This is a genomic window from Amylolactobacillus amylotrophicus DSM 20534 (genome assembly GCF_001434555.1).
GTDB classification, from domain to species: Bacteria; Bacillota; Bacilli; order Lactobacillales; family Lactobacillaceae; genus Amylolactobacillus; species Amylolactobacillus amylophilus.
In genome coordinates, this window is record NZ_AZCV01000004.1 from 61,112 (window position 1) to 74,098 (window position 12,987).

Below are 12,987 nucleotides of genomic sequence, written 5' to 3' on the forward strand. Positions count from 1 at the left end.
GGGTTTGTTCTGCTTTGCTGTGGGTATTTTCTACACATTTGGTCCGTTGCCCCTGTCCCGCCTGCCACTGGGTGAGCTCTTCTCGGGTGTGACCATGGGTTTATTAATTCCCGTGTTGGCTGTGCTGGTTAACGTAACGCCGGAGGAGCTGATTGGCCTGAACTTTAGCCCAACTTTTGTTACCGTGCAGTTTAATTGGCATAATCTCCTGGCCTTATTGCTACTCTGTGTCTTACCGACGGCCGTGATTGCCGGTGTGGAGTTGGCGAATAACTTGGCAGATTATGACGAGAATTTAGTGAACGAACGTAAGACGATTGCAATGTATATTTCACGTAAAACAGGCTTAAACTGGTATCAGTTGCTGGTTTATGTGGGCTATGCTGCAACGACCGTTGCTGTTTTTATTCGAGTTTTGCCGTGGCCAGCGTTAATCATCTGGTTAACGCTACCGTATGTCGTTAAATTAACGAAAATTTTTCTAGTAAAGCAGCATAAACAACAGACCTTCCATACCTCGCTAATAGTGGCTGGAGTGGAAATGATGGCAGTTGTGGCAGGACTAGCAATAGGCTTAGTGATTTAATTAGCCGGTAGTTTATAATCTGTGTACTCGCACCTAACATAATTGACACATTGGGTGTTTACGGTATTCAAGTAAAGTAAAAAAGTATAGAATAACGCCATAGGGTACGACTAAAAGGAGGATTTTTTTCATGAATGAAAGTGGTTATGCCGTCGAAGTTAAACACCTCGATAAGGTCATTAAGCACCGTCAAATCTTGAGTGACGTTAGTTTCACGTTAAAGCCCGGTAGGATCCTAGGCTTACTAGGGCCAAATGGGGCCGGCAAGACGACTACAATGCGAATCATGGTGCAGTTGATGAAGGCCACGAGCGGTGAAATTTCCATCGTTGGTCATGATGTCCAGAAGGATTTCGTTGGGGCAATGACCGAGGTCGGTACATTGATTGAGAGCCCGGACTTTTATAACTATATGAGTGGTTTCAAAAACCTGCGGCTACTAGCGGATGTAAGTCGGAAGAGTATTTCAAATGACGAGATCACTGCAGTGTTAGAGCGTGTGGGTCTTTTATCTGTGGCACGTGACAAAGTGGGCAGCTATTCGCTTGGAATGCGTCAACGACTTGGTCTGGCGCAGGCAATTCTGCACAAGCCAAGCGTCCTCATCCTAGATGAGCCGATGAATGGCTTAGATCCACAGGGGGCACGGGAAATACGTGATTTATTGCGCGAATTCAAGAATGAGGATTTCAGTGTGATTATCTCAAGTCATTTGTTGAGTGACATTCAACAGCTTGCTGATGACATCGTCTTAATGAAGGGCGGCAAGGTTGCTTACGATGGTACATTACAAGAATTGTTAGCGAAAACTCATCACGATATCGTATTGACAGTTGAAGATGCTACCGCGGCGGCAGGTGTGTTCACCGCCGAAAACATTGCCTACAAACAGAACGGCATGACATTTACGGTGGCCGTACAAGAGAATGCGGAGAATGAGCGTCTTGCTCTGGCACGCCTCCTAAACCGGGCCCAGGTGCTGGTGACGGACATTCACGTCGAGGGCGACAATCTAGAGGAATCATTCCTGACATTTATGGGAACGGAGGATCGTAAATAATGGCTAATTTATATAAAAATGAGCTCCGCAAGTTAGTTGCGAAGAAATCATCTTGGATTATGTTACTTGTCGCTCTGCTTTTCGAGACTCTAATTTTAGTTGCACAGGTCGTGACGGATAAAAGCCTTACTACCGGTAAGCTACTTATGGCCGGTGGACCATCAATCGGTGGTACATTCGTCTTGATTTTTTCAATCGTGATGACGGCAATTATCGTGACGGAGGAATTTCAACGAAACACGGTCAAGCTGCTGCTAACGCGGCCATATACACGCTCACAAGTATTGTTTGCTAAGTTTCTCTCTGCAATGACTTATCTCCTTGTATCATATTTTGCCGTCTACCTCTACGGGATTATCTTCGTGGTTATCGCCGGAGGTGGTTGGAATGACCTTGCGGATACGGTTAGAGCAGTCAATGCTTCACCGATTCAATATGCCTTCCGGGGAATGGCTGCACAATTGTTTGTGGCTATATTCTACCTGCTGGTAACGTTCTTGCTGGCGGCTGGGATGCGTTCACAGGCGCTATCAATTACGTTCTCGATTGGTTTATACTTCCTGCTGCAGAATATTGGTACGATGCTCTCACTCCTCATCGCATACACCAAGATGTTCTGGTTGAAGTGGAACCCGATGACTTTGATTCTGGTCAGTCAAGACAGTATTTTGAACATCGGTTTGACCAAAATAAATGGCTTCAACGGTCTCAACACGCCGCTTTGGGCAGCGATGTTGGCGCTGATTGCTTATATGGTAATCATCTACTTATTAGCAGACTTGATTTTCAGAAAGCGAGACATTTCATTGTCTTAGTACGATAAAATAATTGGTAAGAAAAAGAACTCAAAAAATTGAGTTCTTTTTCTTTAGCTACTTGACCTTGACGTCACGTCAATATGTAGAATGATTTTGTGAGGTGAGAGAGATGTTAACTGTATCTGAGTTGGCCAAATTAGCGGGAGTATCAACCCGAACGTTACGCTTCTACGAGCAGAAGGGTTTAATTAAATCCAGCAGATCATCAGGTAATTATCGCTTGTACGATCAAGCTAATGTGGATCGGCTGCAGCAAATTTTATTTTTCAAATACTTTGATTTCGGGTTGAGTGAGATTAGACAACTGTTAAACTTGCCGGAGGAGGAGCAACTTACGCTTTTGGCTGGGCAGAGAAATAAGATTATTATGCGTCAACAGCAGTTACAAACGATTCTGACCTCATTAGATGAGACGCTAAAGTGGCGTAAAGGAGAGATTGAGATGACAAATGAAGAGAAATTCGAGGCGCTGAAGCAGGAAAAACTGGTGGAGAATGAGGCGCGCTATGGACAGGAGATTCGGGAAAAGTACGGTGAGGAGACCGTGGCTGCCAGCAATCAGAAGTTTCAAAATTTGACTGAGGAGCAAATGAAACGGTTTGATGAGATTCAAGTAGAGATTGGTCAGAAGTTGCAGGAATATATTACGGGTGGTAAGGATAGCGAAGATTTGGCCCGGCAAATTTTCACGTTACACAAAGAGTTCTTACAAATGACGTGGCCGAGTTATTCGGCTGAGGCCCACCGCGGTTTAGGTGAGATGTACGTCGCCGATCCGCGTTTTCGTAAATATTACCAGGACGCTGCAGGAAACCTGGATGCAGCCACAACGCTGAACGAGATTATTCAAAAATATGCTAAATAACTGAGCAAGCGCAGTCTAGACTGCGCTTTTTTCATTGCAGTAATGATAAGAATTGTAGAGTTTCCTGTCAAAGAATTTCGCTTTCACGAGTAAATGTATTAAGATATACCAAGTAATCATGTTGAAGAGAGGGGGCTTTTAGTTGCGGAAACTACTCAAATATATCGCGGTGTTCGTGTTGTTCGCCCTGGTTGGGACAGTTGGGTACCACTACTACACTATTTATCAGCGCAACTTAGCGGTCCAGGCTAAGATTCAAGCGAAGCCTCCCTTGGAGCGGGTCGCTGGCACCAGTGTAAGCCCGGCGTTTCACTCTAATCTTGCTTTTACCAAAAATCTTGAGCAGAAATATCCTTTTGTAGCGAAGGCAGCCTTCAAGACGCCACAGGCGGCCAGCTGGGGTAAACAATACATCGTGCCGGGTCTTAGAACCACGCGCTCGTACGACTTCGAGCAGCAGAAGTTGACGCAGGCAACCGGGATGACGCCCCAAGGGCTCACCGTTGCCGGTGACTACCTCTTAATTAGTGCCTACGATAGCGATTATGTGCACGCATCCGTCATTTACGTGCTACGATTAAAGACCGGTGAGTTTATCAAGACTATTATTTTACCTGGTCGGCCACACGCTGGTGGGTTGGCGTACGATCCAGTAGCAAAGAACGTCTGGATCACTGGTTCAAAGGACGAGGAAGCGATGCTTGCAGCCTTTAATATTGATCGGATAGAAGACTACGATTACGCAAAGACGAAAAAGCCGATCACGTATGATGTCAACATCATGCTACCAACGCTTGCGCGTGCTTCAACTGTGACCTACTTTGACAATCAACTGTTCGTGGCCTTCTTCAACGTCTATGATAAGGGGCGAGTTGAGACCTATAATATTGCGCGTTCTGGTGCCCAGAAAGGCTCGATTACAGACGAAGAGCTCCGGGAAAAAACAGGACTAGACATGTCATTTTCCTCTGGTGCAACGACTATTACCAATCAAATTCAGGGAATTGCGGTCACGAACCAGCATATTTTCCTGACGCAGTCTTATGGTGGTGCAAACTCTAAGCTCTATATTTACCCAATCTCGGCTGCACGTAACCTCAATGAGAAGTACGCTGAGCATGTCATTGAGATGCCGCCTTATCTAGAACAGGTCTACGCCGCTGGTAACCAGCTCTTGTTCCTGTTTGAATCGGGAGCGAGGAAGTATGCACGTGATACAATTACGATCATGGATCGGGTGCTAGCACTTAACTTAAATGGTTTATTAAATACATGGTAGGAGGAAAAGATGTCAGAACAAAGTGAAAAAATTAGAAGGTTCATTCTCACAGCCGGTTTTCTAGGGGTACTGCCAACGGCAGTACAATTCCAACTTTATCGTCAAACCGGGCTGATTTTTTATCTAATACTAAGCCTGATCTCCCTGGTTCTAGCGCTACTCTTCTTGCTGCAATCGCGGGATACGAGCTGGCAGAATCGCAGTAAGGTTGTACGTTATATTGTCCTTGCTATCTTCTTCATGGGTATTGTCCCTGCGATTCCGCTCCTTTTAACGTTGAAGTACACGACGAAGGAGCAATAACTAAACAAAGCGTTGTTCAACCAACCGATTTGTTGGTGAGACAACGCTTTTATTGTTAGGCAAATAATTGTTTAAAGCCATCTAGACCAAGTGAGTCGCTGATTACTTCTCGCTTCAATAGGAGCGGATTGGTATCTGCGGTATTGAACCCGCTATCGCATGTGAATGCCAGTTTGAACCCTTGTTCAGACAGTGTTTGCGGGCTCTGGTCATCGTATAGACCAAAAGGATAGCCAAAGACATCCTTCTGGGTGACTAGCTTGTATTTATTACACTCTTTGATGTCCCGAATAAAATCTTCTTTTGCAGCCCACATAATCCGTGACTCGGATATACCGTGGCGCTGGTGGAAGTGATTCGTGTGATTCGCGAATTCGAATACATCGGTCATTTGTTTAAGTTCTGGAAAGCTCAAAGCGCGGGAGTGTGCCGCGTCATATGCATGAGGTTCTTCAAACACCCAGCCCGTAGGGATGAAGTATGTTGCCTGGATGCCCAATTGCTTTAGTAATGGGTATGCGTATTTCTTGACTGATTGGTAGCAATCATCGAAAGTTACATGAACTGATCGTGCAGGCAGTTCTGTGCCGTTAGCGTAGAAGTCTTTGATTTCATCGAGCGTGAGGAAATGGTAACCGGATTCCTGCAACCACTTCATTTGTTGCTCGAAATTCTGGACGTTGTTGTACAGTGGCATAGGTAAACGGTCGTTGTAGCCGTCATTTACGGCAATGTCTCGTTGACCCGTAGCAATTTCTTCCTCTGGTCTGATTTCGTGAAATACAATTGTTCTAAACATGGCAGCCTCCTGTTGATTTTATGCGAAATAACTAAGCGCAATCTCTTTCAGCGAGTCAATCAAGGCGAAGTAACTTTTAATGTCGGTGTATTCGTCAACTTGATGACTGGTACCGAAAGAATTATTACCAAAAATTGCGACTGGTAGGTTCTCATTCTTCATGACAAAGTCACTGGCATCTGTTCCGCCAAGTTCGACCTGTAACACTGGCTCCTTGCCAAAATACCGCGTACCCACTTCCTGTACAAATCTGAGGAATGGGTCGTTCTTTGGTGTCGCAACAGGAAGAAAGCTGTGAATGACCTCTAATTCCAGTTTAACACCATCTATCTGGTTTAACTCTGTTAATTTCGCTTGAATCAAGTCGATGACAGCATGGTTGCTAAAAGTTGGGGTTGGGCGGATGTTCCCAGCAACCTCCGCGTATTCCGGAATCGAGTTAATCTGGTCGCCGCCACTGATGATGGTTAGACTATGAGCAATTTTGCCTAGTGCGGGGTCGACAGGAACGCTTTCAAAGAGTGTTTGTTCTGCCGTGACATAGCGCGCCAGGTTGTAGATTGCATTAATTCCCTTCTCGGGTGTGGAGCTGTGCACCGTCTGGCCGTAACTTTTGACCCGATAGTTGAGCGCACCGGCGTGGGCGTACGTGATGTTACCCTCCGTTGGCTCGGTAATGATTAATCCTGTCAAATCTGCGGAGAAGCCACGTGCGGTCAAGTCCTTGGCACCATAGGCGTCATATTCTTCACCAACTGTACCCAATAGGCGGACACGACCGGCAGGAAGGGTCCCAGCATCCTGTAGCTCAATCAACGCGATGACTATTGCTGCGAGACCACCCTTCATATCGGCTGCACCACGGCCGTAGATGCGGTCTTCAATCACCGTACCGGCAAAAGGCGGGTACGTCCATTTAGACTCATCTGGTACGGTAACGGTATCGGCGTGACCGGATAAACCGAGGACACGGGGGTCGGTTCCGGCACCAAGTTCTGCGACAATGCTTTTGCGCCCCGGGCGTTCTTCGAACAATTCTGATTTAATTCCGTGCTGTGCCATCAGTTGGGCCAAATATTCTGTCACCTCGCCCTCGTTGCCATTGACGGATTTAATTGCCAGAATGTCTTGGAATATTTGGATACGTTCTGCTTTATTCATCGTGATTCCTCTCGCTTAATTAATTAACGCTTTATGCCTATTCTACTCTTCGAAGTAGTCTTGTGCGATCTCTTTCAATGATTCAATAGTCGCGATGTAGCTGGAAATTGTCGTATATTCATCAACTTGGTGTGAGCGACCGCCGTCGTCAGCTCCGAAAATCACCACAGGAAGATCAGGATTATCCTGGACGAAGACACTTGCGTCGGTGGCACCATGTGAAATCTCTAGTTCCGATTCCTTCTCAAAGTACTTGTTGCTCGTGTCCTGCACTAACTTGACGAATGGGTGGTCTGGTTCGGTTGTAACGGGGAAGAAGTTATGGATTAATTCGAATTCGAGGTGCACGCCGTCCTCCTGATTGAGCTCTGCCAGCGCGTTTTCGATGGTATCGATGACCAGCTGATTATTGAAAACCTTCGTTGGCCGAATATTACCATCCAAGTAGGCGTACTCTGGAATTGAGTTGACTTGATCGCCGGCTCTCATCACCGTCACACTGTGGGCTAAGCCACCCAAAAGTGGATCGAGGGGTGCGTTGTCAAACAGTTCGGGCTCCTTGTTGATGTATTTCACCAGGTTGGTTAGTGCATTTACACCAAGTTCAGGAATTGAGCTGTGCACTGCCTTACCGTAGCTCTTGATGCGGTAGTTGAGTGAGCCACAGTGGGCGTAGTTCACGTTGCCGTTGTGTGGTTCGGCAACGACTAAGGCGTTCAAATCATGTGCGTATCCTTTGTCGGTTAGGTAATATGCCCCGGGTGCGCCATATTCTTCACCAATTGTGGCTAAGAACCGTAATTTACCCTTGGGTAAGCGGCCTTCTTGCACTAGTTCTATTAGAGCAACGACGATGGCTGCTAAGCCGCTTTTCATATCACCGGCACCACGGCCATAGACGCGGTCGCCAACGATTGTCGCAGAGAATGGGTTATAGGTCCATTTGCTCTTGTCACTAATGGCGACGGTATCCTGGTGACCGGTGAAACCAAGAATACGCTCGTCTGTGCCCTGGCCAATCTCAGCGACGAGATTAGTTCGACCAGGAAATTGCTCGAATGTCTCGTACTTAATGCCATAATGATCAAATAGCTTTGCGATGTAGTCTGTCACGTTTTTCTCATGATCATTTACTGTGTTAATGCGGATGATGTCTTCTAGAATCTGTACTCTAGTTGCTTGTTCCATGTTTTTACCCTCCCTGGGCCGCTTTTCTAAATTTTGTGTCTGCTAACATTATTAAAACTTTTTGAAAAATAATGCAAATAAAAATTTAAAAAAGAAAATTGTTGACACGGATTGAAATTTGTTTTAATCTAGTCACATTCACATACGAATTTCTAATTGAGACAACAAGTTGATTGGGAAAGTAGTTTCTACAAGCCTGTACAGAAAACCTGCATTTGATGAGAGCGGGGTAGGATACGAGAAATGAAAATGGCCCATGATTGGCACCGCTGAATCTTTAAGCGGTGATGGGGTGGCATCCATTATCATTGCACACGAATTCGGGAGACGTCCCGAGCTCGTTGAAGAGGTGTTTTAACGTAAGTTAAACACGAAGTAGAATGGTAACACGGCGAAGCCCGTTTCTAGTAATAGGAACGGGCTTTTTTTGTTGGTGAAATCAGGGTTCGTAACTAACGGAGGATAAAGAAAATGAAGAAGAATTTGAAGAAGATTATTGTCGGATTTGTAGCGGTGGCACTATCACTTGTGGTGACCGCATGTGGTAATAGCAAAACTAGCTCGGCCAACAAAGAAACAACGGTTAAGGTCGGAATTATCGGCTCAGATGACCGGGTGTGGAACGACATTGCAAAACGCCTGAAGAAGCAGAACATTAACGTTAAGCTGGTGAAGTTTACTAATTATGATCAACCAAACCAAGCGCTAGATGCTGGTGATGTTGATCTAAATGCCTACCAACACATTTATTTCCTGGATAACTGGAATGACGCGCATAACACCGATTTAACACCGATTGGCAACACGGTGATCGCACCACTCGCTGTTTTCTCACACAAAATTAAGAGCATCAAAGAACTGAACAAGGGCGACGTTGTCACACTGCCAAACGACGCAACTAACCAGGCACGTGCGCTGCAATTACTAGAAACAGCCGGCCTGATTACACTGAAGAAGGGCGTTAAGTTCCCAACGCCAAACGATGTTGCAACAAACAAATCAGGTATAAAACTGAAGCCACTCGATGCATCACAAACTGCCCGTTCACTGGACGATGCAACCGCAGCAATCGTGAATAATGGTGTGGCCCTTGATGCGAACCTAAGTTATGATGATGCAATTTACACAGAAAAAATTACGAAAAAATCTGAAATCTGGGTTAATGTGATTGCAGCGCAGAAGAAAGATAAGAACAACAAAGTGTACAAGAAGATTGTTGCTGCTTACCAGAATAAGGCTACCGCTAAGGTAATCAAGGATACTTACAAGGGATCAACCATTCCTGCTTGGAACTACAAGTTCTAATTGTCATTATTGACTATTTATACATAGGAAGAAAAACGCTAAAATTAGACAGTATGCATGAAGCAGAACCGGTAACACAGAAAGATTGAGGTGCGATTTTGGGAGAACCAATTATTAAACTAGACGATATTGTCGTTGACTTTACGACGAAAGACCACGACTTAGTGGCAGTGAACCACGTAGATTTAACGGTCGACAAGGGCGATATCTATGGCATTGTTGGCTATTCTGGCGCAGGTAAAAGTACGCTTGTGCGTGTCATCAATCTTCTGCAACGGCCAACCAGCGGCTCCGTGCACGTCAATGGGCAAGATATTCTGAGTCTGAAGGATGCGGAGCTACGCCAGGCCAGGAAGAAGATCGGCATGATTTTCCAACACTTCAACCTGCTAAATTCGTTAACCATCGAGCAAAATGTTGCATTTCCCCTCAGAACCAGCAAGCTGACTAAGGCTGAGAAGAAGCAAAAGGTCGACGAACTACTGGAACTAGTGGGACTGGCCGATAAGAAGGATAGCTATCCAAGACAATTATCCGGTGGTCAGAAGCAGCGAGTGGGAATTGCCAGGGCGCTCGCTAACGGTCCAGATATCTTGATTTCGGATGAGGCGACCAGTGCCCTTGATCCCAAAACAACGGAAGCAATTCTGAATCTCCTTAGGGATATTAATGAGAAGCTGGGATTAACTATCGTCTTAATCACGCACCAGATGGAAGCCGTGAAACAGGTCTGCAACCGCATTGCCGTGATGGATACTGGGAAGGTAATTGAACGGGGCGAAATTCTCGATATATTCTCTAAGCCTAAACAACCGTTGACGAAGGCCTTTATCGACACGACGACGCGGCTCGATGCAACGCTTAAGGTAATCTATCAGCAAGAAAATGTGCGAAATTTACCAGCTAGCGACAAGTTGATCAAGCTGTCATATGTTGGGGCATCAACGGATGAACCGTTGATTTCCACTCTGTACGAGAAGTTCAACGTTTCGGCTAACATTCTTTACGGCAATATCGAGATACTACGCGGTACACCATTGGGCAACCTCATCGTGATTTTGACCGGAGCGGCGGCAGATACTGATGCTGCTTTGGCATTCATCAACGAACAAGACGTGCAAGTGACCGAGCTTGATCCAAATACTCAAAGTGAGGTGATTGACTAATGGATTTCATTACTAAATATATGCCCAACGTGGTCGCTAACTGGGAAGGCGAATATGGCTTCGTTGGTGCCATTCAACAGACACTTTATATGACGTTTATTAGCGCAATTGTCTCCAGTATTCTAGGGTTGGCAGTTGGTTTGCTTGTAGTGGTCACTGATCAAGACGGAATCGCACCCAATAAAGTTGTTTATAGCATCACCGATAAGCTAATTAACCTTTTTCGGTCAATCCCGTTCATTATTTTATTGGCGGTAATTGGGCCAATAACGAAATTCATCGTGGGTACGACAATTGGTGAAAACGGGGCGCTTGTGCCGCTCATCGTGGGCTGTTTCCCGTTCTATGCGCGCCAGGTGCAAAATGCTTTGGTGCAGGTTGATCCAGGTGTGATCGAGGCTGCTAAGGCAATGGGTGAAACGAACCTGGGAATCGTCTTCCATGTTTATCTGAAGGAAGGACTCCCCGATCTGATTAGAGCGAGTGTCTTAACCGTTATCAGTTTGATTGGTTTGACAGCAATGGCCGGTGCCGTTGGTGCTGGCGGACTTGGTAGTCTTGCAATCAACGTTGGCTATCAGCGCTTTCAGAACGACGTGACCATTCTGGCAACGATTTTCGTCCTCATCCTGGTTTTCGTGGTCCAAGCGATTGGCGATATAATCACACGCAAAGTAACACATTAAGAGTTAGAAAAAGCATCCGTGAGGATGCTTTTTTAATGCCATAATTTAACTCAATATTGATGTACCTACACAAAATTAATGAAGCGATTTTAATTTTGCCTCAATTGAAGTCAGCGATAGTTCCGCAGTATTATCGAAGTGAATCTGAGCTTGGAATGCCTCAGGACCAATTCCAAGTGAGGTCTCTCCCGCTGCGTGAATGCTAGCTACCCCAGCAGAAGAATCTTCGACACCAATCACTTGTGCTGGTTGAAGCTCTAATATTTGGGCTGCTTCTAAAAATATATCAGGAGCTGGCTTACCTGCAGAGACTTTCGCAGGATCAACGATTCCAGTAAAGAAATCTGCGATTCCAAGTCTAGCGATAATTGCTGGTGCATTTCTTGACGCGGATGCCACACTCATGGGGAACCCATGTTGCTTTAGTTCTACAAGGAGCTGATAAATTCCTGGCAAGACGTCCTTTGGAGTGAGGGTCGTGATATATTCATTGTATATTTGGTTCTTTTCCTGCATTAGTTGGTTAATTTCAGCGGCTGTGAACTCATCGTATCTGTGAACGGAGTTTAGGATAAGCGCGATACTAGCGGCGCGATCAATTCCTTTGATACCGGCTTCTAATCGTTCAGTCCAAGGAATAGCTAACTTGAGTGCGATTTGCTGCCATGCCTGTGAATGAAAACGTGCGGTATCCGCAAGAACACCATCTAAATCAAACGCGAATCCTTTGATATCTGTAATTTGGGGCATTTATTTCTCCTCTCATGATTTTTAACGTTTTTTCCGATCTATTACTGATTCTCTCTCAATTAGTTTAAACGGCACCAGAATCGAGTTGCTCATTGAAGGCTCAACAAGCTGTTTAACAGCCATCTCACCCAGTTCTGCCACGTTCACATCAAAGCTTGATAGGTAGGGGTGAATAACTTGGGCAAAAGGCGAGTTGTTGCAGCTTAGTAGTGATAAGTCCTCTGGAATATTGAGGCCTGTTTCATTAATCGCTTGCATTAGATGTAGGGCGAAAATATCATCTACAGCAATTATTGCGTCCGGCTTCAACTCCTTAAGTGTATTGATAAAGAGTGGTGCCTTCTCATCTGTATCTAGTAAGAAAATGGGGGGAGCGACGACGTGATGTTTAAACATTGCCTCCTGGTAGCCTAGGAAGCGGTCTAAGATAAGGATTGGCTCCGTACTATTAGTTACGAAAAGAATTGTTTGATGTCCACGTTCAAGTAGGTACTCGGTTGATTGGACACCCAGAAGATGGTTATCAGTATCAACGGTTTTAACTGGATCGCTTGGTTGCTTACGTGAGCCAATAACTGTAACCTGTTGGTCGTTGTCTAGTAAATAGTCATAGACAGGATCGTCCTGTTCTGAGTACAACATGATAAAGCGTGTCGCTTGGCCACGATTGATTAATAATTTCACGCTCGTTAAGATTTCCTCATACGAGTCACCTGTGGCTGTGTTTACTGTATAAAGTTTCTTTTGTGAAATCCTATTAATTGAAGCTAGTGCGCCAATATAAAAAGGGTTACTCATCTGGTATTTATCCGCCATTGGTGGAAAGACAACACCGATACTTTGTGCATTGGGATTACTCAATGATCTCGCAGCCAGGTTTGGTGTGTAATCAAGCTTCTTCATGGCATTGTGAACTTTTTTCTTTGTTGCCTCTGAGATATCTGGGTTATCGTTCACAACTCTCGATACGGTTGAAGCAGATACTCCTGCGTAAATAGCGACATCTTTAATAGTTACCACA

General features: G+C 45.3%; 14 protein-coding genes and 1 other annotated feature. Of the genes, 9 read left to right on the forward strand and 5 right to left on the reverse strand.

Annotation, left to right across the window (positions count from 1 at the left end):
• The first annotated feature begins 4 nt into the window (after positions 1-4).
• The 6 genes from FC62_RS05445 to FC62_RS05470 all read left to right on the forward strand — a co-directional run bounded on the left by FC62_RS05445 (position 5) and on the right by FC62_RS05470 (position 4,911).
• Positions 5-586: a UbiA prenyltransferase family protein gene (locus FC62_RS05445; protein ID WP_075362799.1), complete on the forward strand. Its 582-nt coding sequence runs from the start codon at positions 5-7 to the stop codon at positions 584-586.
• Between the two features lie 130 nt (positions 587-716).
• On the forward strand, positions 717-1,646 hold the full coding sequence (locus tag FC62_RS05450) for an ABC transporter ATP-binding protein (protein ID WP_056945745.1): 930 nt from the start codon (positions 717-719) through the stop codon (positions 1,644-1,646).
• Positions 1,646-2,461, forward strand: a complete 816-nt coding sequence (locus FC62_RS05455; protein WP_056945746.1) for an ABC transporter permease — start codon at positions 1,646-1,648, stop codon at positions 2,459-2,461. The genes FC62_RS05450 and FC62_RS05455 overlap by 1 nt, the downstream gene beginning before the upstream one ends.
• Positions 2,462-2,573: 112 nt before the next feature.
• Positions 2,574-3,329 carry a MerR family transcriptional regulator gene (locus tag FC62_RS05460; RefSeq protein ID WP_056945747.1) on the forward strand — a complete coding sequence of 252 codons (756 nt, stop codon included), beginning with the start codon at positions 2,574-2,576 and terminating at the stop codon, positions 3,327-3,329.
• A 142-nt stretch (positions 3,330-3,471) separates the two neighbouring features.
• Entirely contained in the window at positions 3,472-4,608 is a 1,137-nt protein-coding gene (locus FC62_RS05465; protein WP_056945748.1) for a YncE family protein, read from the forward strand.
• 9 nt (positions 4,609-4,617) lie between these two features.
• Entirely contained in the window at positions 4,618-4,911 is a 294-nt protein-coding gene (locus tag FC62_RS05470; RefSeq protein WP_056945749.1) for a hypothetical protein, read from the forward strand.
• A 55-nt stretch (positions 4,912-4,966) separates the two neighbouring features.
• Here the strand turns inward: FC62_RS05470 and FC62_RS05475 are convergent, their stop codons facing one another.
• Genes FC62_RS05475 through FC62_RS05485 form a run of 3 tightly spaced genes read right to left on the reverse strand, consistent with a single transcriptional unit; the run spans position 4,967 to position 8,059 of the window.
• A complete protein-coding gene (locus tag FC62_RS05475; protein WP_056945750.1) occupies positions 4,967-5,710 on the reverse strand; it encodes a polysaccharide deacetylase family protein in 744 nt (247 codons plus the stop codon).
• 18 nt (positions 5,711-5,728) lie between these two features.
• On the reverse strand, positions 5,729-6,871 hold the full coding sequence (locus FC62_RS05480) for an ArgE/DapE family deacylase (protein ID WP_075362800.1): 1,143 nt from the start codon (positions 6,869-6,871) through the stop codon (positions 5,729-5,731).
• A 42-nt stretch (positions 6,872-6,913) separates the two neighbouring features.
• Positions 6,914-8,059: an ArgE/DapE family deacylase gene (locus FC62_RS05485; protein WP_054746050.1), complete on the reverse strand. Its 1,146-nt coding sequence runs from the start codon at positions 8,057-8,059 to the stop codon at positions 6,914-6,916.
• Between the two features lie 160 nt (positions 8,060-8,219).
• Positions 8,220-8,468, forward strand: a binding site (T-box leader).
• A 62-nt stretch (positions 8,469-8,530) separates the two neighbouring features.
• On the opposite strand from FC62_RS05485, the gene FC62_RS05490 reads away from it, so the two are divergent.
• From FC62_RS05490 to FC62_RS05500, 3 genes are all read left to right on the forward strand, one after another.
• A complete protein-coding gene (locus tag FC62_RS05490) occupies positions 8,531-9,364 on the forward strand; it encodes a MetQ/NlpA family ABC transporter substrate-binding protein (protein WP_056945751.1) in 834 nt (277 codons plus the stop codon).
• 95 nt (positions 9,365-9,459) lie between these two features.
• Positions 9,460-10,530 (forward strand): methionine ABC transporter ATP-binding protein, encoded by a 1,071-nt coding sequence (locus tag FC62_RS05495; RefSeq protein ID WP_054746048.1) that lies wholly within the window; start codon positions 9,460-9,462, stop codon positions 10,528-10,530.
• Positions 10,530-11,216 carry a methionine ABC transporter permease gene (locus FC62_RS05500; RefSeq protein WP_054746047.1) on the forward strand — a complete coding sequence of 229 codons (687 nt, stop codon included), beginning with the start codon at positions 10,530-10,532 and terminating at the stop codon, positions 11,214-11,216. Before FC62_RS05495 ends, FC62_RS05500 begins: the two co-directional genes overlap by 1 nt.
• 75 nt (positions 11,217-11,291) lie before the next feature.
• Here FC62_RS05500 and pgmB read toward each other — a convergent pair whose 3' ends face one another.
• Positions 11,292-11,966 (reverse strand): beta-phosphoglucomutase, encoded by a 675-nt coding sequence (pgmB, locus tag FC62_RS05505; RefSeq protein ID WP_054746046.1) that lies wholly within the window; start codon positions 11,964-11,966, stop codon positions 11,292-11,294.
• Positions 11,967-11,987: 21 nt separating this feature from the next.
• Entirely contained in the window at positions 11,988-12,986 is a 999-nt protein-coding gene (locus FC62_RS05510; RefSeq protein WP_056945752.1) for a LacI family DNA-binding transcriptional regulator, read from the reverse strand.
• Between the last annotated feature and the right edge of the window lies 1 nt (position 12,987).